This is a genomic window from Phenylobacterium sp. (genome assembly GCF_035944335.1).
Classification (GTDB): Bacteria; Pseudomonadota; Alphaproteobacteria; order Caulobacterales; family Caulobacteraceae; genus Phenylobacterium.
Genome location: NZ_DASZBG010000060.1, coordinates 1 through 23912, shown reverse-complemented (window position 1 = coordinate 23912; position 23912 = coordinate 1). Strand labels below are relative to the sequence as shown.

The following is a 23912-nucleotide window of genomic DNA, read 5'->3' as shown; positions in this document are numbered from 1 at the left end:
TCCGATTGCGCTATCCACCTTGCGTGGCCGGGGGCGGCCCTAGGAGTCCGTTAGCTTCATGAGCGTCAGCAAAGTGATTGCCGCGTCCGCTATCTGCGCGGCGTTTGGCCTGGCCGGGTGCCAGTCGGCCCAGCAAGCGCTTGGGATGACCAAGGTGACCCCGGACGAATTCCGCGTGGTGACCAAGGCCCCCCTGGTCGTGCCGCCGGACTATGCCCTGCGCCCGCCGGCGCCGGGCAAGCCGCGCCCGCAGGAACTGCAGCCGGAAAGCGCCGCGCGCCTGGCCCTGCTGGGCCAGCGTGAAGCCGAGCAGCGTTCGCAGGGCGAGAAGCTCTTGGTGGGCAAGGCGGGCGCGGAGAAGGCCGATCCCCTGATCCGCTACGTGGTCGACGACGAATTCGGCGACGTGGCCCACAAGGAAAAGAGCTTCGCCGACAAGGTGATGTTCTGGCGCTCGTCCAGGGCCGCCAGGTCCGACGCCACCGTGGCCGCCGACACCGCCGCCCCGGTCGACGCCGCGGCCGAAGCCGAACGCATCGCCAAGCTGACGGGCGGCAAGCAGATCGTCATCAGCCGCGAAGGCCCCCGCCGCATCAAGCTCCCGGGGCTGTAGGCGCCTACTCCTCCCCCGGCGTCTTCACCGTGAAGCCCTGGCTGCGCAGGCGATCGAGCACGCCGCCCTGGCTGAGCAGGGGTCGCAGCTGCACCACCGCGATGGCGTGGCCCGGGGCCTTCAGCGCCTGTTCGATCTCCGCCACCTCGTCGGCCTTGGCCCGCGCATCGAAGGCCGCCGCGCCGGGCACCAGGGCGATGCAGCGCTCATAGGTGCGCTCATTGCCCAGCGCCGCGGCGACATCGCCGTCCGCCCAGGCCTTGGCCGCCGCCAGCGTGCCGCCCGGCCCCGCCCGCACCTGGGCGATCACCTCGTCCAGACAGCCGCTGCCGGCCTCCGGCGAGGTCCGCAGGATGGCGCCGAGCTGGGGGGCGATGTCGTAGCTTTTCTGCCAGATCGGCACATGGGCCTGCTGGGTGAGGCCCTTGATCAGCTTCATCGGATCGGTGTTGGTGAGCCCCGTCTTGTCCCGATAGTCGGTGATCAGCAGCAGGGCGGCCGCCAGTGGATTGCGGGTGCCGTAGCGCTTGGCCGGCTGGCCGACGCGGCTGCGGGCGTCGACGAACCGGGCCTTGGCCGCCGGATCCAGCGCCTCCTCGAACGGCGTCGAGGACTTCAGCCGCAGGTAGTTCCACGCAGCGCCCAGCGAGGTGCCTAGCCGCACGCGCACGTCCTGATAGGGCAGGATGACGGCCGTGGCGCCCTTCAGCCGTCGCTCGAAGACGCCGCGGTCCCACTGCATATGTTTCGGCGCGATCGAGGGGACGCCCAGCACATAGACGGTCGCCGCGCCGTTGGTGACCGTCCACCAGGCCGGGCCCTTGTCGCGGGCCGTCACCACCAGTTCCTCGACGATCACCGCGTCGGGGTCGCGCGGATCGGGCCGGGCCGGGGTGATCGGGACCTGGGCCCAAAGGGGCGACACGGCCGGCGCGGCCAGGGCCAGGGCCAGCACCATTCCCCCAAGACGACGTCGCGCGTTCATCGGGCCTCCGGAATCGCCCTATAGTGGTCGATCATCCAAGGCTCTTTCATGCCCATCCGCCGCCTGCCGCCCGAACTGATCAACCGCATCGCCGCCGGCGAGGTGGTGGAACGGCCCGCGAGCGCGGTCAAGGAGCTGGTGGAGAACGCGCTCGACGCCGGCGCCACGACCGTCGAGGTGCAGGCCGACGGCGGCGGGCTGTCGCGCATCCTGGTGGCCGACGACGGCGCGGGCATTCCGCCGGACGAGCTGCCCCTGGCCGTCGAGCGCCACGCCACCTCCAAGCTGAAGCCGGGCGAGGACGGCGACTACGACCTGCTGCGCATCGCCACCCTGGGTTTCCGCGGCGAGGCCCTGCCCTCCATCGGCTCGGTGGCCCGGCTGTCCATCGCCAGCCGCGCCAAGGGCAGCGCGGACGCGCACTCGATCTTCGTCGACGCCGGCGCGATGGGCGCGGTCGCCCCGGCCGCCTTCCCGGGCCCGCACGGCGCGCGCGTCGAGGTCCGCGACCTGTTCTACGCCACGCCGGCGCGGCTGAAGTTCATGAAGTCCGAGCGCTCGGAATCCCTGGCCATCGCCGAGGAGCTGAAGCGCCAGGCCATGGCCCATGAGGCGGTGAGCTTCACCCTCGACCTCGACGGCCGCCGCACCCTGCGCCTGCCGGCCGAGGCGCCGGGGCCGGAGGGCCGGCTCGCGCGGCTCTCGGCAATCATGGGCCGGGAGTTTTCCGAGAACGCCCTCGAGCTCGACCAGGAGCGCGAGGGCATCCGCCTCACCGGCTTCGCGGGCCTGCCGACCTACAATCGCGGCAACGCCGCCCACCAGTACCTGTTCGTCAACGGCCGGCCCGTCCGCGACAGGCTCCTGCAGGGGGCGCTGCGCGCCTCCTACGCCGATTTCCTGGCCCGCGACCGCCATCCGCTGGCCGCGCTCTACGTTGAGCTCGACGCCGGCCTGGTCGACGTCAACGTCCACCCGGCCAAGGCCGAGGTGCGGTTCCGCGACCCGGGCCTGGTGCGCGGCCTGATCATCGGGGCGCTGCGCCATGCGCTGGCCGCCGCCGGCCACCGCGCCTCGACCACGGTCGCCAGCGCCGCGCTGGGCGGCTTCCGCCCGGGCGGCGGCTGGACGCCGCCACCCTCAGCGGCCGGTTTCTCCGCCTGGCGCTCAGGCGGCTGGAGCCCGGGGATGGCCGCGGCCGCCGTCCTGCCCGGCCTCGAACAGGTCTCCGCCCGCGCGGAAATGGCCTGGGATGCGCCCGGCGTCGCCGAGCCGGGCGAAGCCGCGCCGGTGTTCGACCCGCTCGACTTCCCGCTGGGCGCGGCGCGAGCCCAGGTGCACGAGACCTACATTGTCGCCCAGACCCGCGACGGCATGGTCATCGTCGACCAGCACGCCGCCCACGAGCGGCTGGTCTATGAGCGGATGAAGGCCGAGATGGAGGGTGGCGGCGTCACGCGCCAGGCCCTGCTGCTTCCCGAGGTGGTCGAGCTCGATCCGGCGGAGGCCGAGCGCGTCGCGGCCAAGGCCGAGGAGCTGGCGGCGCTCGGCCTCGTCATCGAGCCGTTCGGGCCCGGCGCCATCCTGGTCCGCGAAGTCCCCGCCCTGCTGGGCGAGACCGACGCAGCCGGCCTGGTCCGCGACATCGCCGACGACCTCGCCGAGAACGGCCAGGCCCTGGCCCTGAAGGAGCGGCTCGAGGAGGTCTGCTCGACCATGGCCTGCCACGGCTCGGTGCGCGCCGGGCGCCGGCTCACGGCGGCCGAGATGAACGCCTTGCTCCGCCAGATGGAGGCCACGCCCCACTCCGGCCAGTGCAACCACGGCCGCCCGACCTACGTCGAACTCAAGCTCGCCGACATCGAGCGCCTGTTCGGGCGCAGGTGAGGCGCGCGACTAGAGCTCCCGCTCGGCGAACACCCGCATCGCCTCGGCCAGATATTCGCTGAGCCCCGGCGCGACGGAGTCGTAGCGCGCCCGGAATTCGGGATCCTCGACGTATACTCGACCCAGGCCCACGAAGCGCGGCTTGTCGGGCAGGGCGCCCCACCAGGCGCCGACCCAAGCATGCTGGCGGCGCATCAGGCTTTGCACCGCGGCGCTGTCGGCCGGCGCGCCGCCTTCCAGGGCCGCAACCAACGCGGCCTCTATGGCGTCCTGTTCGGCCTTGCGGGCCTGCAGGTCAGCCGGACTGGTCTTCGACAACAGCTCGAGGCTGCGCTCGATCGCCGGCCGGGCGCCGTCCCCGAACCGCTCCACCAGCCGCGCCTCACGCGCCGCTTGCTTCTCGGGATCGAAGTCGAACCCCGCATAGATGCCTTTCTCGTCCATGGTCGTCTCTCCTTCGAGGGCGGCCAGGGTCTCGTCGATGGTCCGCACCAGCCGGCGATAGCGCCGGGCGTCGGCGACCAGCCGCTCCCGGTGCGCCTTGAGCGCCGCCACCCGGTCGAAGTCCGGCGCGTCCAGCACGCGGCCGATCTCCTCCAGGGCGAAGCCGAGCTCGCGATGGAAGAGGATCTGCTGCAGGCGCAGGAGTTCGTCCTTGCCGTAGTAGCGGTAGCCGTTGGCGCCGACGGCGGCGGGCTTCAGCAGGCCCACCTCGTCGTAGTGGTGCAGCGTGCGGACGGAGACGCCCGACAGCTTCGCCACCTCGCTGACCGTATAGCCGCTCACCGATCGATCCCTTGCCGATGGACAAGGTGACTCGGCCCTCACGCCGCGTGAGGGTCAAGCCGGCTCATATTTGAGGACGTGCACCGTCGCCGCGCCGTACGTCCGCGCGTCCAGGGCTGCGAAGCCGTCGACCTCGAACGCCGCCTCGCCCGCCCCGCGCTCGAAGACCACCGTCGCGCCGGGCGCCAGCCAGCCGCCGGCCGCGAGCTTGGCCAGCGCCGTCTCGCCCAGGCCCTTGCCATAGGGCGGATCGAGGAAGGCCAGGTCGAAGGCGGGGCCATCGGCGCCGGGCCGGACGCCCAGGTCGGTCGCGTCGCGGCGATGCACGCGGGTCTGGCCGAACAGCTGCAGGGCCTCGACGTTCTCGCGGATCGCGCCGCGCGCCGCCGCGTCGGTCTCCACGAACAGGCAGAAGGCCGCCCCGCGCGACAGGGCTTCCAGACCCAGCGCGCCGGAGCCGGCGAACAGGTCGATGACCCGCGCGCCGCGCACGCCCTTGGACCAGGGCGCATGCTCCAGGATGTTGAACACCGCCTGGCGCGCGCGGTCCGAGGTCGGCCGGGTGGCGTCGCCGGGCGGCGTCCGGATCGGCTTGCCGCGAAACTCGCCGGAAACGATGCGCAACGCTGATCCCCCCCAAAGGCGCCGTAGTGGCCGCGTGCTTGCCGCAGGCCCGTCCCCGTACCAAGGTCGGGGGCAAAACGGGAGGCCAAGATGGGTTTCGTCACCCTCGACCGGCGCGGCGGGGTCGCGGTCGTCACCTACGCCAACCCGCCGATCGGCACCATGACCGCCGCCGGCGCGCAGGAGATGCTCGAGAAGGTCCGGACGCTGGTCGCCGACGCCGACGTGCGCTCCATCGTGATCACCGGCGGCGTGCCGGGCATTTTCGTGCGCCACTACGATGTGGGCGAGCTCTCCACCGCCAGCGACGCGGCCAAGGACGCGCCCGCCCCGCCGCCGTCCGCGCCGGGCGCCCGGCCGACCCAAGGCTTCCTGGCGCTCTGCGATCTCCTGGCCGAGGCGGGCAAGCCCGTGGTGGCGGCGATCAATGGCCTGTGCATGGGGGGCGGCTTCGAGATGAGCCTGGCCTGCGACCTTCGCATCGCGGCGCGCGAGGACGTGCAGATCGGCCTGCCGGAGACCCGCGTCGGCATCTTCCCCGGCGGCGGCGGCACCCAGCGGCTGCCGCGCGTGGTGGGCGAGGCCAAGGCGCTGGAGATCATCCTGCGCGGCCTGGTCGTCGAGGCCGACGAGGCCCTGAGGATCGGCCTGGTGCACGAGCTCGCCGACGATCCGCTGGCCCGCGCCCTGGAGATCGCCGCGGAGTGGGATCAGCGCGGCGCGGAAGGCATCGCCTTCGCCAAGCGGCTCACCCGCGCCGCCCTCGATCGCCCCCTGGACGAGGGCCTGGCCGACGAGCGCCGCTCGTTTTCGGCCGTGATGCGGACGGCTTCGGCCCGCGATGGCCTGCGGGCCGCCCGTCCGCCCGCGGAGATCCAGAAGGCCTGACCCCGCCGCCCTTCGGACCGCCCATGGCGCCGCCGGCCTTGGCGCCGGAGACCCGCACCGCCTTGCCCTTCGCCGCCGGCTTCGGCTTGATTTTCGGCTTGGCCCAGCCGGGCTTGTAGTCCTTCTTCGGCGCCGCCTCGGCCTCCCGTCGGCGGCCGGCCCGCTCGGCTTCCGCGTCGTTCTGCGGCCCCCGCCGCTTGGCCTGGACGGCGGGCTTGCGCCACTGGGCGCGCTCGCCCTTGGGCAGGGCCTCGGACGCGATGTGCTGGGCGAGTTGCTCGCGGATCACGCGAGGACCCACCTCCTCGATCTCGCCCACCGCCAGCGTCCCCAGGGCGAAGGGGCCATAGGCCAGGCGGATCAGCCGGTTCACCGCCAGGCCCAACGATTCCAGCACCCGCCGGACTTCGCGGTTCTTGCCTTCGGAGAGGGTGAGCGTGATCCACAGGTTCGCGCCCTGACGGCTTCCCGGCGCGGCTTCCCTGGCCTTGTCCAGCGTCGCCTCGATCGGCCCGTAGCGGACGCCCTCGACGGTGATCCCGTGCTTCAGCCGGTCCAGCCGTTCCTGGGTGATGCGGCCGCGCGCCCGGGCCCGGTAGCGGCGGACGAGCCCGGTCTCCGGCAGCTCCAGGGCGCGGGCCAGACCGCCATCGTTGGTGAGCAGCAACAGGCCCTCGGTGTTGAGGTCGAGCCGGCCGATGGAGATCAGCCGCGGCAGGTCCTTTGGCAGGGCCTCGAAGACGGTCGGCCGACCCTGCGGGTCCTTGTGGGTGGTCATCAGGCCCGGCGGCTTGTGGTAGCGGAACACCCGCGCCGGCTCCGCCTCGTTCACCACCTGGCCGTCGACGGTCAGCACGTCGCCCGGATCGACCTTCACGGCCGGCGTGGTCAGGGTCTTGCCGTTCAGCGCCACGCGGCCGGCCTCGATCAGGCGCTCGACCTCGCGGCGCGAGGCGACGCCGGCGCGGGCCAGCGCCTTGGCCACCCGCTCGCCTGCGCCCGCTTCGTTCGGGTCCTGGGCCGCATTTGCTTGACCGGCGGCGGCCGGGTGGGTTCGGTGCGGATCGTGGACCATGACCAGAGCACCATGCGCATCGCCCTCGAAGCGGCGCAAGACGCCGCCCGCCGCGGCGAGACCCCGGTGGGCGCCGTGGTCCTCGATCCGGCCACCGGCCGGGTCATCGCCATCGGCGCCAACGATCCCATCGGCGCCCACGACCCGACGGCGCACGCCGAGATCAATGCGCTGCGCGAAGCCGCCCGCACGCTCGGCAACTACCGGCTGACCGGCCTGACCCTGGTGGTGACGCTGGAGCCCTGCGCCATGTGCGCCGGCGCCATCAGCCACGCGCGCATCGGCCGGCTGGTGTTCGGCGCCGAGGACCCCAAGGGCGGCGCGGTGATCCACGGCCCGCGCTTCTTCGACCAGCCCACCTGCCACTCGCGGCCGCAGGTGACCGGCGGCGTCATGGCCGCGGAGAGCTCGGCGCTCCTGAAGGCCTTCTTCCGCGAACGCCGCAAACCCTGATCCTCTTGCCATCGGCGTCCTCGCGGCGTGAGGATGCCGCCCATAATTTCCAAGACGCATTGGGAGGTCGCCATGGGTTTGCTGGACGGAAAGGTCGCCATCATTACGGGCGCGGGCAACGGGCTGGGCGAAGCCTACGCCAAGCTGTTCGCCAAGGAGGGGGCCGCGGTCGTGGTCAACGACCTGGGCGGGGCCCGCGACGGGACCGGCGCCGACAGATCCGCCGCGCAGAAGGTGGTCGACGCCATCGTGGCCGGCGGCGGCCGGGCGGTGGCCAACGGCGACGACGTCTCCACCGTGCAGGGTGGCGAGAACATCCTGCAGACCGCGCTCGACAACTTCGGCAAGGTCGACGTCCTGGTCTGCAACGCCGGCATCCTGCGCGACAAGACCTTCGCCAACACCTCCGAGGCCGACTGGGACGCGGTGATCAAGGTCCACCTGAAGGGGACCTATTGCTGCGCCCTGCCAGTGTGGAAGTTCATGAAGGAGAACGGCGGCGGCTCGATGGTGCTGACCTCGTCCACCTCGGGCCTCTACGGCAATTTCGGCCAGACCAACTACGGGGCCGCCAAGGCCGGCATCTACGGCATGGTCCGGGTGATGTCGATCGAGGGTCGCAAATACAACATCCGGGTCATGGGCCTGGCGCCGGGCGCCTACACCCGCATGACCTCCGACCTGCCGGGCCGCAAGGACCGCGAGCCCGATCCGCTCTCCCTGCCCGAGAACATCGCGCCGGGCGTGCTCTACATGGTCTCCGACCTCTCGGCCGAGCACTCGGGCAAGATCCTTGGCGTCTCCTCGCGCGGCGTTCGCGAGATCAAGATGCTGGAGACCGAGGGCTTCGCCCCCGGCCGGCCCTACACCGCCCAGGACGTGGCCGCGGCCGCCGACAAGGTGTTCTTCGCCGAGCCGGAGAACGTGCATCGACTGACACCGGCCGGAAAACCCGTGCCCGCCTGAGCCCGCTGCATCCGCCGGCGTCGCCGGCGGCGACTATCTGACGACAGGGACCGGGGGCGCGGCATGGCGGACGGAAGCGGGCGGGCGGACGCGGTGCTCGCCAGGCTGGCCGGGGCTCGCAAGAGCTACGGCGCGGTCACCGCGCTCGATGGCCTCGACCTGGAGATCCGCCGCGGCGAGCTCCTGGCGGTGCTCGGGCCCAACGGCGCCGGCAAGACCACCGCCATCGCCCTGCTGCTCGGCCTGCAGCGGCCGGACGCCGGGACCGTGGAGCTGTTCGGCCGTTCGCCCCTCGACCTCGCCGCCCGTCGCGGCGTGGGCGTGATGATGCAGGAGGTGGCCCTGCCGGACGCGCTTCGGGTCCGCGACCTGATCGCCATGACGCGGGCCTACTATCCCGACCCGCTTAGCCAGGCCGAGGCGATCGCCCTGGCCGGCGTGGAGAAGATCGCCGGCCGTCCCTACGCCAAGCTCTCCGGCGGCCAGAAGCGCCAGGCGCAGTTCGCGCTCGCCGTCTGCGGCCGGCCGCAGCTGCTGTTCCTCGACGAGCCCACCACCGGCCTCGACCTGACGGCGCGGGAGACCATGTGGGCGACGCTGCGCAACCTGGTGGCGGGCGGGACCTCGATCGTGCTCACCACCCACTACATCGAGGAGGCCGAGGCCCTGGCCGACCGGGTGTTCGTCATGGCCAAGGGCCGCCGCATCGCCGAAGGCACGGTGGCCGAGATGCGCGCCGTGGTGGCCCGCAAGCGGATCGACTGCACCACCGCCCTCGACCTCGCGGCGATAGAAGCCTGGCCGGCAGTCACGGCCGTGAGCCGCGCGGGCGACCAGCTGTCGATCACCACCGCCGACGCCGAGGGCGTCGTGCGCCGGCTGCTGGCGGGCGATCCCAAGCTGCGCGACCTCGAGGTCCGCCGCGCCGGCCTGTCGGAGGCCTTCGCCGAACTCACCCAGGAGCCCGCCGCCAAGGACCCGGTTCAATGACCGCGATCGCCCCGCCGCAGATGACCTTCGCGCGGCTCGCCGCGGCCTATCTCAGCGACGCCAAGTACGAGTCCCTGCGGCTGCTGCGGACCCCGGCCTTCGCCGTGCCGATCCTGTTCATGCCGATCCTGTTCTACACCCTGTTCGGCGTGCTGCTGATGGGCGCGCGCAGCGGCGGCGCCCTGGCCAATCTGATGTTCGTCGGCTGGACGGTCTACGGCGTGATGGGACCTGGGCTGTTCGGCTTCGGCATCCTGGTGGCCGTGGAGCGCAACATGGGCCTGCTCACGTTCAAGCGGGCGCTGCCGATGCCGACCGGCTCCTATCTCGCCGCCAAGCTGATGATGGCCTACGTCTTCGCCGTCGCGGTCATGGCGATCCTGGTCACCCTCGGCGTCACCCTGGGCCACGTGACCCTGGGCGCCGACAAGCTCCTGAGGGTGGCCGCGGTGATGTCGCTGGGCGTCTTCCCGGCCTGCGCCGTCGGGCTGTTCATCGGCGCCTGGGCGCCGTCGTCCAGCGCGGCGGCCATCGCCAACATCGTCTATCTCGGCATGGCCTTCCTCTCGGGCCTGTTCTTCCCCCTGCCGCCCGGCCTCAAGACCTTCCAGCCGATCTGGCCGACCTATCATCTGGCGCAACTGGCCCTGGGCTCGGCCGGCCTGCACAGCCAGGGCTCGGTCTGGAGCCACGTGGCGATCCTCGCGGCCACGACGGCCGTGCTGACCGCGCTAGCGGCCCGCAAGCTGGCCCGCAGCGGCTAGGCGAAGTCCGCCAGCCGCGCTTCGAGGCCACGGCGTACCGCCGGCCACTCCTCGGCCAGCACCGAAAAAATCACCGTGTCGCGGATGCGGCCGGTGAAGGTCACGCGGTCCTGGCGCAGGATTCCTTCCTGCACGGCGCCGAGTTTCAGCACCGCGGCGCGGCTGCGGGCGTTGATGGCGTCGACGCGATAGACCACCCGCCGCGCGCCGCCGTCGAAGGCATGACCCATCATCAGCCGCTTGGCCGCGGGGTTCACGGCCCCGCCGCGCAGGTCGGGGTGATAGTAGGTGCCGCCGATCTCGACGACGTCGTTGGCCCGGTCGATAGCGTAGTAGGTGCTGATCCCGCGGCAGAGCCCATCCACCACCACCGCGAAGCCGAGTGTGTTCCCGGCGGCCTGGTCGGCCATCAGCTTGTCCCAGGTGGGCATGAAGTGCTCGCCGGCCCAGGAGTAGGGATACATGGCCCGGAAAAAGTCCGCGTCGGCGTCGCACGCCGCCTGCAGCTCTTCGCGGCGCGCCTCGCCCATCGGCTCCAGCCGCACGACGCGGTTCTCCAGCACCTTCGGCTCAAGCTGCATCCGACATCCCCGCGCAAATTTTTTCGTCGCCCGCTCTTGTATGGCTCCGCCGCGGACATATCTCAGCCTTTGCCCATTCTGGGCGTTTCCTCCCTATGACTTCACCACCCGGGTCAGCAATGACCCGGGTGTTTTTTTGCTCAGCCCCGCAGGTAGAGCTGCGCCGCGCCGGCCAGGTAGACCAGGCCTGTGGCCGTGACGATCAGGCGCGATAGGCGCTTGAAGTGGACGTCGCTCATCCGCTCCAGGACCATGCCGCCGACCACCGTCCCGGCCATCGAGAGCGGCACGGCGAAGGCGAACATCCACCAGGGCGGCAGGCCCTTGCCGCCGAGCGCGATCAAGGGCGCCCCATAGACCACGATCTTGGCCAGGTGCGAGAACACCTGGGTGGCGGCCTTGGTGGCGACGATCTCGTGCCGTGTCAGCTCGGTGCGCACGAAGAACACGTCGAGCAGCGGCCCGGCGACGCCCGCCGTCAGGTTGAGCCCCGTCACCGACAGGCCGCACAGCAGGGCGTCGGGCGTCCGTCCCGCGTCCAGCCGCACCCAGCGCTGCGGGACCCACAGGATGCCCGGCACGACACCCATCAGCAGGAACAGCGTCGCCTTGGTCGGCTCGACCGCGATCGAGGCCATGATCAGCCCCGCGACCAGCGAGCCCGCCGCATAGATCGCCACGATCCGCCACGCCAGATGCCGACGATGCAGGATGGCCCGCCAGCCGTTGGCCACCAGCTGCAGCAGGCCGTGGGTCACGAAGGTCGCCGAGACCGGCAGCACGAGGGCGATCGCCCCCTTCAGCATCAGCCCGCCGGCCATGCCGAACACCCCCGACAGCGCCGCCGTGATGAAGGAGGCCGCAATCAGGAAGAGGCCGGCGTAGAGGCTCATCGCGCCGCGCTGAGCCAGGCGCGGCCGGCGTCGGTGACCCGCACTTCGCTGCCGCGGGTCCCGGCGCCGGGCACGCCGCGCACCTCGATCAGCCGCGCGGCGAGCGCATCCTCCCAGATGGTCAGCGCCGGACAGGTCGAGGGCCACGCCTCCATCGCCTCGCCGTAGGTCCTGGGCTTGGCCTGCGCCCAATCCACCAGCTGGCGGATCAGGCCGTCGCGCGCCTGGCCGTCGATGTGGTCCGAAGCGTCCATCTCGGTTCTCCCCGTGAATGGTCAAGGCATGGACCGATTGCCTCCGAGGGTCCAATATATAGCCGAGCCATTCTCGATACCTTGGAGGTATCTCGATGATCGAGCTTCGCCGACTGCGCTACCTGGTGGCCGTCGCCGACGAGGGCCACATCACCCGCGCGGCCGAGCGGCTGGGCATCCAGCAGCCACCGCTCACCCGCCAAATCCGCCTGCTGGAGGAAGAGCTCGGCGTCACCCTGTTCGAGCGCCTGCCGCGCGGGGTGCGCGCCACCGAAGCCGGCCGCGTCGTGGTCGAGGAAGCCCGCGACGTCATCGCCCGCGCCGAGCGCATCAAGGAGACCGCCCAGCGCGCCGCGCGTGGCGAACAGGGCCGCCTGGCCGTGGGCTATACCTCCTCGGCCGCCTTCCATCCCTTCGTCACCCAGCAGATCCGCGCATTCCGCGACGCCCGTCCCGGCGTGATCCTGGCGCTCGCCGAAGACGGCACGCCGGAGCTGGTCTCGGGCCTCAAGGAGGAGCGGCTGGACGCGGCCTTTCTGCGCTCGGCCTCCCCCGACATCGCCGGCTTGTCGCTAGAGCCCCTGCTGGAAGAGAAGATGGTCGTGGCGGTCCCTGTCGGGCATCGGCTGGCGGGCGAAGGCAAGGTCACCCTGGCCGATCTGGCAGGGGAAACCTTCATCTTCTACCGGCGGCCCACGGGCCCCGGACTCTACGACGCCATCATGGCCGCCTGCCTCGCCGCCGGCTTCTCGCCGACCGTGGGCCAGGAGGCGCCGCGCATGGCCTCGACGCTCAGCCTGGTGGCCTCGGGCCTGGGCGTCGCCATCACGCCGGCCTCCATGCAGCGGATGAACGTCGAGGGCGTGCAGTTCGTCCGGTTGCGCGGGACCAAGGGCCTCGTCGCGCCCCTGCTGCTCGCCACCCGCAAGCGCGACCGCTCGACGCTCGTCGACCGCTTCCGCCGCGAGGTGACGGCCGCGGCCCGCGCTCTCAGCGAGGCCTAGCCCTTCTTGGCGCGCTTCGGCGTCTCGCAACGGTAGCCCGAGGCCTCGTCGCCATGGCCGCGCGCCACCGCCGGATAGGGACACAGGAGCTGGCTCTTGGCGGCCGCCTGCTTGTTGTCGCCCGCAGACGCGACGATCGCCGCCGGCGGCTTGGTGTGGCTCACCCAGTCGTCGAGCACGCCCAGCCAGTCCACCTCGCCCGGTCCCGCGCCGCCCCGGCAATGCAGCATGCCCGGCACCATGTAGAGCCGGTAGAAGCCCGAGGTGTCGCCCATCTTGGCCGCCAGCTCGCCCGCGTAGCGCAGGCTGCCGCGCGGCGCGAGCGCCGGGTCGTTCCAGCCGTGGTACTGGATCAGCTTGCCGCCGTGGCGGGCGAAGGCCGTAAGGTCCGGGCTCACCGCGTCGAGGATCTTCGCCGGCCCCTGCCGGTCGCGATCGAACTTCGGCCCCAGGTCGGCCTTCAGGAAGTCGAACCGCGGATCGTCGTAGATGAAGTACTTCATCACCTGCGACGAGAACTGGTAGCCGGCCGCCTTGTCGTTGGCCTGCGCCGTTGGCCCCGTGATCCAGGCCTGCCAGCCGCCTTCCAGCGCCTCGCCGCCCGGCATATAGCCCGGGAACACGGAGCGCTCGCCGATCTTGCGGCCGGAGTAGATCGCCTTGGCCGCGGCGACCTGCGGGGCGGTGAGGCAGGCCTCGCCCGCCTGGCCCGCCTTGCACTGCAGGACCTTCGGATCGAAGCGGCACGCGGCCTGGTCGCGGATGAACGCCCCGCCATCAGCGCACTGCTTCAGGGCGGCGGTCTGCAGGAGTTCGAGTTCCGGCTTGCCGAGGTAGGCGCCGGGTCGGCTGAGCGCCTGCATCATGTAGGCCCGGCCCGCCGTGCCGAGCGTGTTGTAGTTGGCCGGCGCGCCGGCGACGATGCCGTCGAAGTCATTCGGGAAGCGCTGGGCCTCCATCAAGGCCTCGCGCCCGCCCGCCGAGCAGCCGACGAAATAGGAGCGGATATAGGCCACGCCCTTCTGGTCGCTGATCAACGCCTTGGCGGCGTCGGTGGTCGCCTTCAGGGAGCGCCAGGCGAAGTCCTTGATCTTCTCGGGATGGTGATAGGCCCATTCGGCCGAGCGGCCGTCCGCCTCGTGCCCGTCGTCCGTGCCGGCCGCGGCATAGCCCGAGGCCGCCCGCGCGCGGATCGCCGCGGAGGGCACCGCGCCGGCCAGCCCGCCGTTGCCGACCTGCACATATTTGCCGTTCCAGGCCTCGCCGCGCGGGATCCACACCTCGATGCGGATATCGGAGTCGGCGCTCGGCCGGCTGGTGACCAGGATCTTGCAGGCGGGCTTGCCGCCGGCGTCGGCCTCCACCGCCTGGGTCACCTCAGCGTGCGGCAGCTTGGCCTTGGCCAGGTCTGCGCAGCTGGTCTCGGCATGGGCCGCGGCGGCCCCGCCGAACAGCAGGGCGGCGGCCAGCAACAGGGTCCTCATGGGCGCACGCTCCTTCAGGATCTGCGTTTCGGCGCGGCGCAGCTCCACGCCTCGCCGGTCTTCCTCGCCACGCCCGGATAGGGGCAGAGCAGCTGCGTCGCGCCCGAGCCGTTGGGCGCCGCAGCCGCGGTGAGGGCCGCCGGCGCCTTGTTCTGCGTGACCCAGCTGTCGAGCTGGCCCAGCCAGTCGACGTTGGTGGGCGCCGCCCCGCCGCCGCAATGGAGCATGCCCGGCACGAGGTAGAGCTTATAGAAGCCGCCGGTGTCGCCCATCGTCTTGCGGACGTCCTCGTAGTAGAGGATCGAGGATCGCGCCGGGATCGCCGGGTCGTTCCACCCGTGGTACTGGATCAGCTTGCCGCCATGGGCCTTGAAGGCCCTCAGGTTCGGGCTGTCGCTATCGATGATCGGCCCCATCTTGTGGCGCGCCCGATCGAACTGGGCGCCCAGGTCCATCTTCAGGAAGTCGAAGCTGGGGTCCCCAAACGCGAAATATTTGAAGGCGTTGGACGAGAACTGATAGCCCGCCGCCTGGGAATGCCGATCGGCCGTGCCGCCGGTGACCCAGGTCGGCCAGCTGCCGCCCAGGCCTTCCGCCCCGGGCGTGAATCCGGGGAAGGCGATCTTGCCGGTGCGCGGATCGCGGCGGCCCTCGTACATCACCCGCGCCGAATGCACCTGCGGCGCGGTCAGGCAGCCCTCGGTCTGGCCGGCCTTGCACTGGAGCTTGCCGGGATCGAAGTGGCAGGACGCCGGATCGCGAATGAACGGACCGCCATCGCCGCACTGGGCGATCGCGGTCTTCTGCAGCAGCTGCAGCTCCGCCATGCCGAGGTAGCCGCCCGGCTGGTTCAGCGCCTGGTGCTGCGCCGCGGAGATGCCGAACAGCTGGCTCATGGCGTTGGCCGGCGCGCCGGCGACGATGCCGTCGAAGTCGGTCGGGAAGCGCTGGGCCTCCATCAACGCCTCGCGCCCGCCGTCGGAGCAGCCGAAGAAATAGGAGGTCTTGGGCTTCAGGCCCTTCTGCTCGGCGATCAGCGCCTTGGAGATGTCCGTGGTTTCCTTCAGCGCCCGCCAGCCGAAGTCGATGAGCTTTTCCGGATGGCCGAGCGCCCAGGCGGCGTTGGTGCCGACCGGGGTCTGGTGGCCGTCGTCGGTGCCCGCAGCCGCATAGCCGCGCCCCGCCATCGCGCGGAGCTGGCCGGACACCACCGTGCCGGCGAAGCCGCCGTTGCCCATCTGCACGAACTTGCCGTTCCAGGCCTGGCCCAGCGGAATCCAGACCTCGAGCTTGATGTTGGAGTCCCTGGTCGGATGGCTGGCCACCGCGATCCGGCAGGCCTCGCCCGCGCCGGCCTTCTCCACGCTCGCGGCGGTCACCTCCGCATGCGGCAGCGCCGTCTTCGCCAGGTCCGCGCAGGCCGTCTCGGCATGGGCCAGGCCGGGCGCGCCGAGCGCCAGGGCCGCACCGGCCCCCATCAGATACCGCTTCATCGATCCCTCCCAGGCTTGTTGGGAGGCAGTTCAACACAGCTTGGAGGTCAGGCGAAGCCCTTCTCCCGCACGGAGAGAAGGCGCCCGTTTCCTAGTGCCGGAAGATCGAGGTCTCGCCCGGGTCCTTCGGCGTCTCGCGGTACTGGCGCAGCTCGTTGCGGCCGACCACCATGTGGTGGACCTCATCGGGGCCGTCGGCGATGCGCAGCGTCCGGGTCGAGGTGTACATCCGGGCGAGCGGGGTCTTCTGCGAGACCCCGGTGGCGCCGTGCATCTGGATCGCCTGGTCGATGATCTGGCAGACCCGCTCGGGCACCATGGCCTTGACCATGTGGATCCAGACGCGGGCCTCCTGGTTGCCCAGCACGTCCATCGCCTTGGCGGCCTTCAGCACCATCAGGCGCATGGCCTCGATGTCGATCCGCGCGCGGCTGATGATCTCCAGGTTGCCGCCGAGCTGGACGAGCGGCTTGCCGAACGCCTCGCGGGTCAGGCCGCGGGTGACCATCAGGTCGAGCGCCTTCTCGGCCGAGCCGATGGCGCGCATGCAGTGGTGGATGCGCCCCGGGCCCAGGCGCAGCTGGCTGATCTCGAAGCCGCGGCCCTCGCCCAAGAGCATGTTCTCCTTCGGCACGCGGACGTTGTCGAAGATGATGTGCATGTGGCCGTGCGGCGCGTCGGGATCGCCGAACACGCACATGGGTCCCACGATGTTCACACCGGGCGCGTCGGTGGGCACCAGGATCTGTGACTGGCGCAGGTTCGGCGGGCCGTCGGGGCTGGTCTGCACCATGGTGATCATGATCTTGCAGCGCGGGTCGCCGGCGCCGGAGATGTAGTGCTTCTCGCCGTTGATCACATACTCGTCGCCGACCAGCGTCGCGCGGGTGTTGATGTTCTTGGCGTCGGAGGAGGCGGCGTTGACCTCGGTCATGGCGAAGGCCGAGCGGATCTTGCCGGCCAGCAGCGGCTCCAGCCACTGCTTCTTCTGGGCTGGCGTCCCGACGCGCTCGAGGACCTCCATGTTGCCGGTGTCCGGCGCGGCGCAGTTCATGGTCTCCGAGGCCATGCGGTTCTTGCCGAGCTCGACGGCGATATAGGCGTAGTCCAGGTTCGACAGGCCCTCGCCGGTCTCGGCGTTGGGCAGGAAGAAATTCCACAGGCCTTCCTTCTTGGCCTGGTCCTTGGCCTTCTCCAGCACCTCGAGCTGGCCGGGCGCATAGGACCAGATGTCCCGATTGCCCTCGCCCAGCCGATGGAACTCCTCGCTCATCGGCTCGACCACCTCCTTGATGAACCGCTTCACGTGGTTCAGCAGGGGCAGCGCCTTTTCGCTCATCCGAAGGTCGTTGAGTTCGTCCTGCGGGCTCAGTGCGAAGCTGGATTGCGGCCTGTCGGCGGTCATGGTCATGGAGGGCGCTCCCGAGCGGTCTATTGTGCCGGCCGACTTGGCGCCGGCCCTGACGGAAGCATTGGCCCACATCGCGGCCAAAATCAAACAAGCGTTTTACTGATCCCTCCCCCTGAGGAGGAGGGATGCCTAGTTGTAAAGCGGCGGGGCCACCCCCAGGCAGATCAGCAGGATCGCCAAGGCGAGCGCCGCGAGCGCCGGAAGGAGTTTGAGCCACCATCCCATGACGGCTCAGATAGGAAAGCGCGCCCGGCGCTTCCAGTTAAGCTTTCGCAAGGTTGGCGAGCCGCGGCCAGGGACGGCCGCGGCGCGTGGGACTTACTTCGTCGGGAACTTCGCGCCGCCGGCGCAGACCGCGCCAAGCAGGGCCTCGTTGTCCGAGCCGCTGGCCTTCTTCGGCGCGTCGGAGCGCCAGGTCGGCGACAGGTTGAGCGGCTTCGACGGCGTGTAGTTGCCGAGCACGATCATGTTGCGGGCCGTGCAGTCGATGGCCACCACCGACCCCACGCCGTCCGGCTTGCCGGGGGCGGACGGGCCGAGGTTGGCCGAGGGCTTGGAGATCGCCTGCATGACCACGATGCGGCCGGTGGCGCGGTCCTTGTAGGCGTAGTCCGCGTCGTAGGACCAGGCGGTGCCGTTGTCGGCGTCGACGTACTTCTTCCAGGTCTCGGCCGAGGCGGCGCCCACGGCGGTGAGGGCGATAAGGGCGGCAAGCGCGAAGGCGCGGCGCATGGGTTTTCTCTCTTGTTCCAGCAGCGTGTCGTCTCTGTTCAAACAGACGTTGGCGGCAGGAACAAGACCTTGCGACAATTCCGCCCTAGAGCACGATGGCGCCAGACCGAAGCGTCTGACGGCTGAATCGTGCTCTGGAATCAAACGTCTACGCCGCTACGGACGCCAGGGGCCGCATCGCCCGCGCCTGCTGGATCTCGGCTTCGGCCTCGGCGATGTAGTCGCGGGTCCGGGGCACGGCGTCGATCGTCTTGGCCAGCTGGATCTGGAACACGAAGTGGCTGCGGTGGCGGAAGGCCATCTCGCTGAACGACAGGTAGAGCTCCCACATACGGCAGAACCGCTCGTCGTAGAGCCGGGCGATCTCCTCGCGCTGGGCGGCGAAGAGCTCGCGCCAGGCGGCGAGCGTCTCGGCGTAGTGCAGGCGCAGGATCTCCACGTCGGTGACGATCAGCCCGGCGCGCTCGACGCAGGGCAGCACCTCCGACAGCGAGGGGATGTAGCCGCCGGGGAAGATGTATTTGGCGATCCACGGCTGGGTGAACCCCGGCCCGTCGGCGCGGCCGATGGCGTGGATCAGCGCCACCCCGTCCTCGTTCAGCAAGCGCGCGACCTGGTCGAAGTAGGCCTGGAAGTTGGGTCGCCCCACGTGCTCGAACATGCCGACCGAGACGATCCGGTCGTAGGGGCCCTCCACGTCGCGGTAGTCGGTCAGCGAGAACCGCGCCCGGTCGGAAAGCCCGGCCTTGTCGGCGCGCCATTGTGCGGTGGCCAGCTGTTCGCGCGACAGGGTCACGCCCTCGACCTCCACATCGGCGGCCTTGGCCAGGCTGAGCCCCAGCCCGCCCCAGCCGCAGCCGATGTCGAGCACCTTCTGACCCGGCGCCAGCAGCAGCTTGGCCGCGATGTGCCGCTTCTTGGCGGTCTGCGCCGCCTCCAGGCTCGCGCCGGGATGGGGGAAATAGGCGCAGGAATACTGCAGGTCCGGGTCGAGGAAGCGCCGGTAGAGGTCCACCGACAGGTCGTAATGGTGGGCGACGTTGCGCCGCGCGGCCAGGCGGGCATTGGCCTGCAGCCGCCGGTCGAGCCACCAGCGGGATAGGGCTCCCGCTCTCTTGAGCGGCCGATATTTCCCGTTGCGTCCGATCAGGTCGACGAGGTCGTGGATCGACCCATCCTCCATGACCAGCCCGCCGTCCATATAGGCCTCGCCGAGGCCCATGGCGGGGTTCGCGGCGATGCGCGCCAGCCAGCGCCGGCTGGTGATCGCCACCGCCACCGGCGGTCCCGACCCGTCGCCGAAGGTGAGCGTCTCGCCGCCCGGCATGCGCACCTTCAGCGCGCCTTCGCGGATGACCCTTTGGAGATAGGCGTGCAAAGCCATGGCGCCCTCGCGTCCCCCTGCCGGGAAATTGAACGATGCTTCCACGGTGGCGGTTCCCCGGAACCGTCGGAGAAGGCCCTCAAACCCGGTCTGAGTCTTGACTCTGCGGCCCCGTGACCTTACCTCCCGTCCCGGCGTTGGCACTCAAGGGTCGAGACTGCTAACACTCGCCCCGCAGCCGCCCGCGCCACCTAATTCCCAACCGTCTCGAACGGAGATTTGAGCATCATGGCGTTTCGTCCTCTTGGAGATCGCGTCCTCGTCCGGCGCGTCGAGGAAGAAGAAAAGACCCGCGGAGGGATCATCATCCCCGACACCGCGAAGGAAAAGCCTCAGGAAGGCGAAGTGATCGCCGTCGGGCCCGGCGCCCGCGATGACAGCGGCAAGATCCAGCCGCTGGACGTGAAGTCCGGCGACCGCATCCTGTTCGGCAAGTGGTCCGGCACCGAGGTCAAGCTCGACGGCAAGGACCTGCTGATCATGAAGGAAAGCGACATTCTGGGCGTGCTCGAGGCCGACAAGGCCGCGAAGGCCGCTTAAGCGCGCCCCGCACCTCACACAGCACCCCGTCGATATCAGGAAAGAGGGAAGCCACATGGCTGCCAAAGACGTCTATTTCGCCTCCGACGCCCGCGACCGCATGCTGCGCGGCGTCAACACCTTGGCCAATGCGGTCAAGGTGACGCTCGGCCCCAAGGGCCGCAACGTGGTCATCGAGAAGTCCTTCGGCGCCCCGCGCTCCACCAAGGACGGCGTCTCGGTGGCCAAGGAAATCGAGCTTGCCGACAAGTTCGAGAACCTCGGCGCCCAGCTCATCCGTGAGGTGGCCTCCAAGACCAACGACAAGGCCGGCGACGGCACCACCACCGCCACCGTCCTGGCGCAAGCCATCGTCGTGGAAGGCCTCAAGTCCGTGGCCGCCGGCATGAACCCGATGGACCTGAAGCGCGGCGTCGACAAGGCGGTCGCCAAGGTCGTCGAAGAGATCCGCAACTCCTCGCGCAAGGTCACCACCAACGCCGAGATCGCCCAGGTCGGCACCATCTCGGCCAACGGCGACGTCGAAGTCGGCGCGATGATCGCCAAGGCCATGGACAAGGTCGGCAACGAAGGCGTCATCACCGTCGAGGAAGCCAAGACCGCCGAGACCGAGCTCGACGTGGTCGAAGGCATGCAGTTCGACCGCGGCTACCTGTCGCCCTACTTCATCACCAACGCCGAGAAGATGGAGGCCGATCTCGAGGAGCCGCTGATCCTGCTCTTCGAAAAGAAGCTCTCCTCGCTGCAGCCCCTGCTGCCGGTGCTGGAAGCGGTGGTCCAGTCGGGCCGCCCGCTGCTGATCATCGCCGAAGACGTCGAAGGCGAAGCCCTGGCCACCCTGGTGGTCAACAAGCTGCGCGGCGGCCTGCGGGTCGCGGCGGTCAAGGCGCCGGGCTTCGGCGATCGCCGCAAGGCCATGCTGGAAGACATCGCGATCCTGACCGGTGGTCAGCTGATCTCGGAAGACCTCGGCATCAAGCTCGAGAACGTCGCCCTCGACATGCTCGGCAAGGCCAAGAAGGTCACCATCACCAAGGACGACACCACGATCGTCGACGGTTCTGGCGACAAGGCCGGCATCGAAGGCCGGATCGCCCAGATCAAGAAGCAGATCGAGGACACCACCTCCGACTACGACAAGGAAAAGCTGCAGGAGCGTCTCGCCAAGCTCGCGGGCGGTGTTGCGGTGGTCCGGGTCGGCGGCTCGACCGAAGTCGAGGTGAAGGAAAAGAAGGACCGCGTCGACGACGCCCTCAACGCGACCCGCGCGGCCGTGGAAGAAGGCATCGTGCCCGGCGGCGGCGTCGCCCTCTTGAAGGCCTCCAAGGTTCTGGACGGCTTCAAGGGCGACAACGACGACCAGGAAGCCGGCGTGGCCATCGTGCGCCGCGCCCTGCAGGCTCCGATCCGTCAGATCGCCGAGAACGCCGGCGTCGAAGGCTCGATCGTGGTCGGCAAGGTGCTGGAGAACCCCTCTCCGACCTTCGGCTTCAACGCCCAGACCGAAGAGTACGTCGACCTGGTGCAGGCCGGCGTGATCGACCCGGCCAAGGTGGTCCGCACCGCTCTGCAGGATGCGGCCTCGGTGGCCGGCCTGATGATCACCACCGAAGCGGCCATCGTCGAGGCGCCCAAGAAGGGCGGCGGCGGCGGCATGCCCGGCGGCGGCATGGGCGGCGGCATGGGCGACATGGACTTCTAGTCCGAGAGTTCAGTACCGCGTACGGACGAGGGCGGCGCCGCGAGGCGCCGCCCTTTTTCTTTGCGCGCGCCCGGTCGATGATGCCCTCTCGAACCCGACCGTTGGGAGAACACCCATGCTGCTCGAAGGCCTGAAGGTGGTGGAGTGGTCCACCTGGGTGGCGGGGCCGGGCTGCGCGGCGGTGATGGCCGACTGGGGCGCCGAGGTGATCAAGGTGGAGAGCGCCGCCGGCGACGCCACCCGCGCCTTCTTCCCCGATACGCCTGAGAGCCCGGGCAATCCGGTCTTCACCATGGAAAACCGCGGCAAGCGCGGCGTGGTGCTCGACACCTCCAGGCCCGAAGGCCGCGCGGCCCTGCTGAGGCTGATGCAGACCGCCGACGTGTTCATCACCAATGTGCGGCCGGGCTCGCTCAAGCGCGCCGGGCTCGACTACGACAGCGTGAAAGCCGAGGCGCCGCAGCTGATCTACGCCAATGTCACCGGCTACGGCCTGACCGGCGACATGGCCGATGTGGCCGCCTTCGACATCACCGCCTTCTGGACCCGCAGCGGGGTCGCCGCCTCGACCATCCCGCCGGACCAGGAGCCGTTCCCCAGCCGCCCGGGCTTCGGTGACCACTTCACGGCGCTGGCGACCCTGTCGGGGGTGCTCGCCGCCCTGCATGAGCGGAGCCAGACCGGCCGGGGCCGGCAGGTGGAGACCGCCCTGATGCGGGTCGGCGCCTACGCCATCGGCTGGGACCTGTCGCTGCACCTGCGCTACGGCGACGTGACCACCGCCCAGCCCAAGAAGGACCGGATGGTGGCGCTGTCGGGCTTCTTCCACACCGGCGACGACCGCTGGTTCGTGGTGGTGGTGAAGAGCGCGTCGGACTATCCGAACGTGCTGAAGGCCATCGGGCGCGAGGACATCCTCGCCGAGCCGCGCTTCCAGCCCCCGTTCACCGACATCCATGACGTGCGCTACGTCCGCGCCGCGCTGGAAACCGCTTTCGACGCCATGACCCTGGAGCAGGCGGGCGCGCTGCTGAACGAGGCCGATGTCGCCTGGGCCCCCATGGAGACCCTGCTGGAGCTGGAAATGAACCCGCAGGCGCACGAGGCCGGCTGTTTCGTGGAGACCCCGGACGGCTGGGGCGGCAGCTTCATGGGACCCGCCTCGCCCGTGCGGTTCCCGGGCGTCGACACCACGCCGCGCGGACCGGCGCCCAAGCTCGGCCAGCATACCCGCGAGGTGCTGGTCGAGGCCGGCTACGGCGACGACGAGGTGGCGGCGCTGATGGCCGCTGGCGTGGCGCTCTAGCGCGGCGACCTCGCTAGCGGGGGCGGTACTCGCTGTCGCGCACCACCATCTGGCCGATCCAGCTGGTCAGGCCGGTGACGATCGCCGCCATGACTCCGGCCAGCAGCCCGTGCACCTCGAAGCCGGGCAGGAAGGCCGAGACCAGCATGATCATCAGCGCGTTCACGATCAGGATGAACAGCCCCAGCGTCACGATGGTGAGCGGCAGGGTGAGCACGATCACCACCGGCCGGATGAAGGCGTTGACCAGGCCCAGCAGCAGGGCCGCGAACACCACCGTCGCCGCGTCACGCACATGCACGCCCGGCACGAAGCGCGCCGCGAGCCACAGGCCAAGCGCGGCGAACAGCGCACGGATGACGAACTTGAAGACCATCGACGCCCCTTTCCCGATCTCACCGCAGTAGAGACCTCTGCGCGCCGGAACGGAAGAGCTTCAGCGTGTCAGCCTTGAGGCGCAATTCGGCCGCAACCGGCGGCGAGCTTCGCCTGGGCAAAAAAGGGGACCATCCGATGCTGAGGCCGCTGCTGATCGCCGGACTGGTGCTGGCCGTCGGCGCCTGCGCCTCGGAACCCAGGCGCCGCGACCTCGGCCGCCGCGGCGGTCCGCCGCCCGGCGCGGAGGCGCGCTTCCGGCGGCTGTTCATCAGCCCCTCCGGCGAGCCGTTCCGCGGGCCCGACCCGCTGGGCGCCTGGTTCGCCCGCGCCGACACCGACCACGACGGGGCGATCACCCGCGAGGAGTTCGAGGCTGACGCCCGGCGGTTCTTCCGCCTGCTGGACGCCAATGGAGACGGTCAGATCGACGGCTTCGAGATGCAGGCCTACGAGCACAACATCGCCCCTGAGATCACCGCGACCGACCTCGACCGCGAGCCGGGCGCGGGCGTCGGCCAGCCGCGCGCGAGCGGCGACGGGGGACGTCGGGGCGGCGGAGGCGGCGGCATGGGCCGTGGCGGCGGACGGGGCGGTGGCGGCGGGCGTCGTGGCGGCCGGACGGCTGACGGCGATGGCGGCGGCGGACGGGCGAGCGGCGGCGTCGGCCGCGAAGGCGCGGCGCGCTACTCGCTGATCAATGAGCCGGAGCCGGTGGCCAA

24 protein-coding genes and 1 pseudogene are annotated in these 23912 nt (G+C 70.4%); 12 read left to right on the top strand and 13 right to left on the bottom strand.

Going from position 1 to position 23912, the window contains the following annotated elements; genetic code table 11:
* Nucleotides 1-58: 58 nt before the first annotated feature.
* Nucleotides 59-613: a DUF3035 domain-containing protein gene (locus tag VGT80_RS10905; protein WP_327455680.1), complete on the top strand. Its 555-nt coding sequence runs from the start codon at nucleotides 59-61 to the stop codon at nucleotides 611-613.
* Nucleotides 614-617: 4 nt separating this feature from the next.
* Here VGT80_RS10905 and VGT80_RS10900 read toward each other — a convergent pair whose 3' ends face one another.
* Nucleotides 618-1598: a TraB/GumN family protein gene (locus VGT80_RS10900; RefSeq protein ID WP_327455678.1), complete on the bottom strand. Its 981-nt coding sequence runs from the start codon at nucleotides 1596-1598 to the stop codon at nucleotides 618-620.
* Between the two features lie 48 nt (nucleotides 1599-1646).
* Here VGT80_RS10900 and mutL point away from each other — a divergent pair, with 48 nt between their 5' ends.
* Complete coding sequence (gene mutL / locus VGT80_RS10895) at nucleotides 1647-3485, top strand: DNA mismatch repair endonuclease MutL (RefSeq protein ID WP_327455676.1); 1839 nt, start codon at nucleotides 1647-1649, stop codon at nucleotides 3483-3485.
* Nucleotides 3486-3494: 9 nt separating this feature from the next.
* Here mutL and VGT80_RS10890 read toward each other — a convergent pair whose 3' ends face one another.
* Both VGT80_RS10890 and rsmD read right to left on the bottom strand, forming a co-directional pair.
* Entirely contained in the window at nucleotides 3495-4271 is a 777-nt protein-coding gene (locus tag VGT80_RS10890) for a MerR family transcriptional regulator (RefSeq protein WP_327455674.1), read from the bottom strand.
* A 54-nt stretch (nucleotides 4272-4325) separates the two neighbouring features.
* Nucleotides 4326-4895, bottom strand: a complete 570-nt coding sequence (rsmD, locus tag VGT80_RS10885) for a 16S rRNA (guanine(966)-N(2))-methyltransferase RsmD (protein ID WP_327455672.1) — start codon at nucleotides 4893-4895, stop codon at nucleotides 4326-4328.
* Nucleotides 4896-4985: 90 nt separating this feature from the next.
* On the opposite strand from rsmD, the pseudogene VGT80_RS10880 reads away from it, so the two are divergent.
* A pseudogene (locus VGT80_RS10880) lies at nucleotides 4986-5690 on the top strand (enoyl-CoA hydratase/isomerase family protein); the annotation flags it as partial.
* On the opposite strand, the gene VGT80_RS18610 reads toward VGT80_RS10880, so the two are convergent.
* Nucleotides 5644-6768 (bottom strand): pseudouridine synthase, encoded by a 1125-nt coding sequence (locus VGT80_RS18610; RefSeq protein WP_414693902.1) that lies wholly within the window; start codon nucleotides 6766-6768, stop codon nucleotides 5644-5646. The pseudogene VGT80_RS10880 and the gene VGT80_RS18610 overlap by 47 nt on opposite strands.
* A 102-nt stretch (nucleotides 6769-6870) precedes the next feature.
* Here VGT80_RS18610 and tadA point away from each other — a divergent pair, with 102 nt between their 5' ends.
* The 4 genes from tadA (at nucleotide 6871) to VGT80_RS10855 (ending at nucleotide 10031) form a co-directional block, all read left to right on the top strand.
* Nucleotides 6871-7311 (top strand): tRNA adenosine(34) deaminase TadA, encoded by a 441-nt coding sequence (gene tadA, locus VGT80_RS10870; protein WP_414693903.1) that lies wholly within the window; start codon nucleotides 6871-6873, stop codon nucleotides 7309-7311.
* Nucleotides 7312-7383: 72 nt separating this feature from the next.
* Nucleotides 7384-8277, top strand: a complete 894-nt coding sequence (locus VGT80_RS10865; RefSeq protein WP_327455666.1) for an SDR family NAD(P)-dependent oxidoreductase — start codon at nucleotides 7384-7386, stop codon at nucleotides 8275-8277.
* Between the two features lie 63 nt (nucleotides 8278-8340).
* Entirely contained in the window at nucleotides 8341-9267 is a 927-nt protein-coding gene (locus tag VGT80_RS10860; RefSeq protein ID WP_327455664.1) for an ABC transporter ATP-binding protein, read from the top strand.
* Entirely contained in the window at nucleotides 9264-10031 is a 768-nt protein-coding gene (locus VGT80_RS10855) for an ABC transporter permease (protein WP_327455661.1), read from the top strand. Before VGT80_RS10860 ends, VGT80_RS10855 begins: the two co-directional genes overlap by 4 nt.
* On the opposite strand, the gene VGT80_RS10850 is transcribed toward VGT80_RS10855, so the two are convergent.
* The 3 genes from VGT80_RS10850 to VGT80_RS10840 form a co-directional block, all read right to left on the bottom strand.
* On the bottom strand, nucleotides 10028-10612 hold the full coding sequence (locus VGT80_RS10850) for a GNAT family protein (RefSeq protein WP_327455659.1): 585 nt from the start codon (nucleotides 10610-10612) through the stop codon (nucleotides 10028-10030). The genes VGT80_RS10855 and VGT80_RS10850 overlap by 4 nt on opposite strands.
* A 140-nt stretch (nucleotides 10613-10752) precedes the next feature.
* Nucleotides 10753-11505: a sulfite exporter TauE/SafE family protein gene (locus tag VGT80_RS10845; RefSeq protein WP_327455657.1), complete on the bottom strand. Its 753-nt coding sequence runs from the start codon at nucleotides 11503-11505 to the stop codon at nucleotides 10753-10755.
* Nucleotides 11502-11759, bottom strand: coding sequence for a hypothetical protein (locus VGT80_RS10840; RefSeq protein WP_327455655.1), 258 nt, complete (start codon nucleotides 11757-11759; stop codon nucleotides 11502-11504). The genes VGT80_RS10845 and VGT80_RS10840 overlap by 4 nt, the downstream gene beginning before the upstream one ends.
* A 95-nt stretch (nucleotides 11760-11854) precedes the next feature.
* Here VGT80_RS10840 and VGT80_RS10835 point away from each other — a divergent pair, with 95 nt between their 5' ends.
* Nucleotides 11855-12763 (top strand): LysR family transcriptional regulator, encoded by a 909-nt coding sequence (locus VGT80_RS10835; protein WP_327455653.1) that lies wholly within the window; start codon nucleotides 11855-11857, stop codon nucleotides 12761-12763.
* Here the strand turns inward: VGT80_RS10835 and VGT80_RS10830 are convergent.
* From VGT80_RS10830 to VGT80_RS10810, 5 genes are all read right to left on the bottom strand, one after another.
* A complete protein-coding gene (locus VGT80_RS10830; protein WP_327455651.1) occupies nucleotides 12760-14247 on the bottom strand; it encodes a tannase/feruloyl esterase family alpha/beta hydrolase in 1488 nt (495 codons plus the stop codon). The two genes, VGT80_RS10835 and VGT80_RS10830, sit on opposite strands and share 4 nt — an antisense overlap.
* A gap of 14 nt (nucleotides 14248-14261) precedes the next feature.
* Nucleotides 14262-15740 carry a tannase/feruloyl esterase family alpha/beta hydrolase gene (locus tag VGT80_RS10825; RefSeq protein ID WP_327455649.1) on the bottom strand — a complete coding sequence of 493 codons (1479 nt, stop codon included), beginning with the start codon at nucleotides 15738-15740 and terminating at the stop codon, nucleotides 14262-14264.
* 91 nt (nucleotides 15741-15831) lie between these two features.
* On the bottom strand, nucleotides 15832-17151 hold the full coding sequence (locus VGT80_RS10820) for an acyl-CoA dehydrogenase family protein (RefSeq protein WP_327455647.1): 1320 nt from the start codon (nucleotides 17149-17151) through the stop codon (nucleotides 15832-15834).
* Nucleotides 17152-17469: 318 nt separating this feature from the next.
* Nucleotides 17470-17883: a hypothetical protein gene (locus tag VGT80_RS10815; RefSeq protein ID WP_327455645.1), complete on the bottom strand. Its 414-nt coding sequence runs from the start codon at nucleotides 17881-17883 to the stop codon at nucleotides 17470-17472.
* A 148-nt stretch (nucleotides 17884-18031) separates the two neighbouring features.
* Complete coding sequence (locus tag VGT80_RS10810; protein WP_327455643.1) at nucleotides 18032-19267, bottom strand: cyclopropane-fatty-acyl-phospholipid synthase family protein; 1236 nt, start codon at nucleotides 19265-19267, stop codon at nucleotides 18032-18034.
* A gap of 228 nt (nucleotides 19268-19495) precedes the next feature.
* On the opposite strand from VGT80_RS10810, the gene groES reads away from it, so the two are divergent.
* The 3 genes from groES (at nucleotide 19496) to VGT80_RS10795 (ending at nucleotide 22815) form a co-directional block, all read left to right on the top strand.
* Nucleotides 19496-19807 (top strand): co-chaperone GroES, encoded by a 312-nt coding sequence (groES, locus tag VGT80_RS10805; protein ID WP_327455735.1) that lies wholly within the window; start codon nucleotides 19496-19498, stop codon nucleotides 19805-19807.
* 55 nt (nucleotides 19808-19862) lie between these two features.
* Nucleotides 19863-21509, top strand: a complete 1647-nt coding sequence (gene groL, locus VGT80_RS10800; RefSeq protein ID WP_327455641.1) for a chaperonin GroEL — start codon at nucleotides 19863-19865, stop codon at nucleotides 21507-21509.
* Between the two features lie 115 nt (nucleotides 21510-21624).
* Complete coding sequence (locus tag VGT80_RS10795; RefSeq protein ID WP_327455639.1) at nucleotides 21625-22815, top strand: CaiB/BaiF CoA-transferase family protein; 1191 nt, start codon at nucleotides 21625-21627, stop codon at nucleotides 22813-22815.
* A gap of 13 nt (nucleotides 22816-22828) precedes the next feature.
* Here VGT80_RS10795 and VGT80_RS10790 read toward each other — a convergent pair whose 3' ends face one another.
* A complete protein-coding gene (locus VGT80_RS10790) occupies nucleotides 22829-23191 on the bottom strand; it encodes a phage holin family protein (RefSeq protein WP_327455637.1) in 363 nt (120 codons plus the stop codon).
* A gap of 137 nt (nucleotides 23192-23328) precedes the next feature.
* On the opposite strand from VGT80_RS10790, the gene VGT80_RS10785 reads away from it, so the two are divergent.
* Nucleotides 23329-23912 (top strand): EF-hand domain-containing protein (locus VGT80_RS10785; RefSeq protein WP_327455635.1); only part of this gene is annotated, 584 nt, incomplete at its 3' end.

Bases quoted from the DNA above. Each gene is read 5' to 3' on its own strand.
- VGT80_RS10905 (WP_327455680.1), top strand. From the start codon at position 59: ATGAGCGTCAGCAAAGTGATTGCCGCGTCCGCTATCTGCGCGGCGTTT.
- VGT80_RS10900 (WP_327455678.1), bottom strand. From the start codon at position 1,598: ATGAACGCGCGACGTCGTCTTGGGGGAATGGTGCTGGCCCTGGCCCTG.
- mutL (WP_327455676.1), top strand. From the start codon at position 1,647: ATGCCCATCCGCCGCCTGCCGCCCGAACTGATCAACCGCATCGCCGCC.
- tadA (WP_414693903.1), top strand. From the start codon at position 6,871: ATGCGCATCGCCCTCGAAGCGGCGCAAGACGCCGCCCGCCGCGGCGAG.
- VGT80_RS10865 (WP_327455666.1), top strand. From the start codon at position 7,384: ATGGGTTTGCTGGACGGAAAGGTCGCCATCATTACGGGCGCGGGCAAC.
- VGT80_RS10860 (WP_327455664.1), top strand. From the start codon at position 8,341: ATGGCGGACGGAAGCGGGCGGGCGGACGCGGTGCTCGCCAGGCTGGCC.
- VGT80_RS10855 (WP_327455661.1), top strand. From the start codon at position 9,264: ATGACCGCGATCGCCCCGCCGCAGATGACCTTCGCGCGGCTCGCCGCG.
- VGT80_RS10850 (WP_327455659.1), bottom strand. From the start codon at position 10,612: ATGCAGCTTGAGCCGAAGGTGCTGGAGAACCGCGTCGTGCGGCTGGAG.
- VGT80_RS10845 (WP_327455657.1), bottom strand. From the start codon at position 11,505: ATGAGCCTCTACGCCGGCCTCTTCCTGATTGCGGCCTCCTTCATCACG.
- VGT80_RS10840 (WP_327455655.1), bottom strand. From the start codon at position 11,759: ATGGACGCTTCGGACCACATCGACGGCCAGGCGCGCGACGGCCTGATC.
- VGT80_RS10835 (WP_327455653.1), top strand. From the start codon at position 11,855: ATGATCGAGCTTCGCCGACTGCGCTACCTGGTGGCCGTCGCCGACGAG.
- VGT80_RS10830 (WP_327455651.1), bottom strand. From the start codon at position 14,247: ATGAGGACCCTGTTGCTGGCCGCCGCCCTGCTGTTCGGCGGGGCCGCC.
- VGT80_RS10825 (WP_327455649.1), bottom strand. From the start codon at position 15,740: ATGAAGCGGTATCTGATGGGGGCCGGTGCGGCCCTGGCGCTCGGCGCG.
- VGT80_RS10820 (WP_327455647.1), bottom strand. From the start codon at position 17,151: ATGACCATGACCGCCGACAGGCCGCAATCCAGCTTCGCACTGAGCCCG.
- VGT80_RS10815 (WP_327455645.1), bottom strand. From the start codon at position 17,883: ATGCGCCGCGCCTTCGCGCTTGCCGCCCTTATCGCCCTCACCGCCGTG.
- VGT80_RS10810 (WP_327455643.1), bottom strand. From the start codon at position 19,267: ATGGCTTTGCACGCCTATCTCCAAAGGGTCATCCGCGAAGGCGCGCTG.
- groES (WP_327455735.1), top strand. From the start codon at position 19,496: ATGGCGTTTCGTCCTCTTGGAGATCGCGTCCTCGTCCGGCGCGTCGAG.
- groL (WP_327455641.1), top strand. From the start codon at position 19,863: ATGGCTGCCAAAGACGTCTATTTCGCCTCCGACGCCCGCGACCGCATG.
- VGT80_RS10795 (WP_327455639.1), top strand. From the start codon at position 21,625: ATGCTGCTCGAAGGCCTGAAGGTGGTGGAGTGGTCCACCTGGGTGGCG.
- VGT80_RS10790 (WP_327455637.1), bottom strand. From the start codon at position 23,191: ATGGTCTTCAAGTTCGTCATCCGTGCGCTGTTCGCCGCGCTTGGCCTG.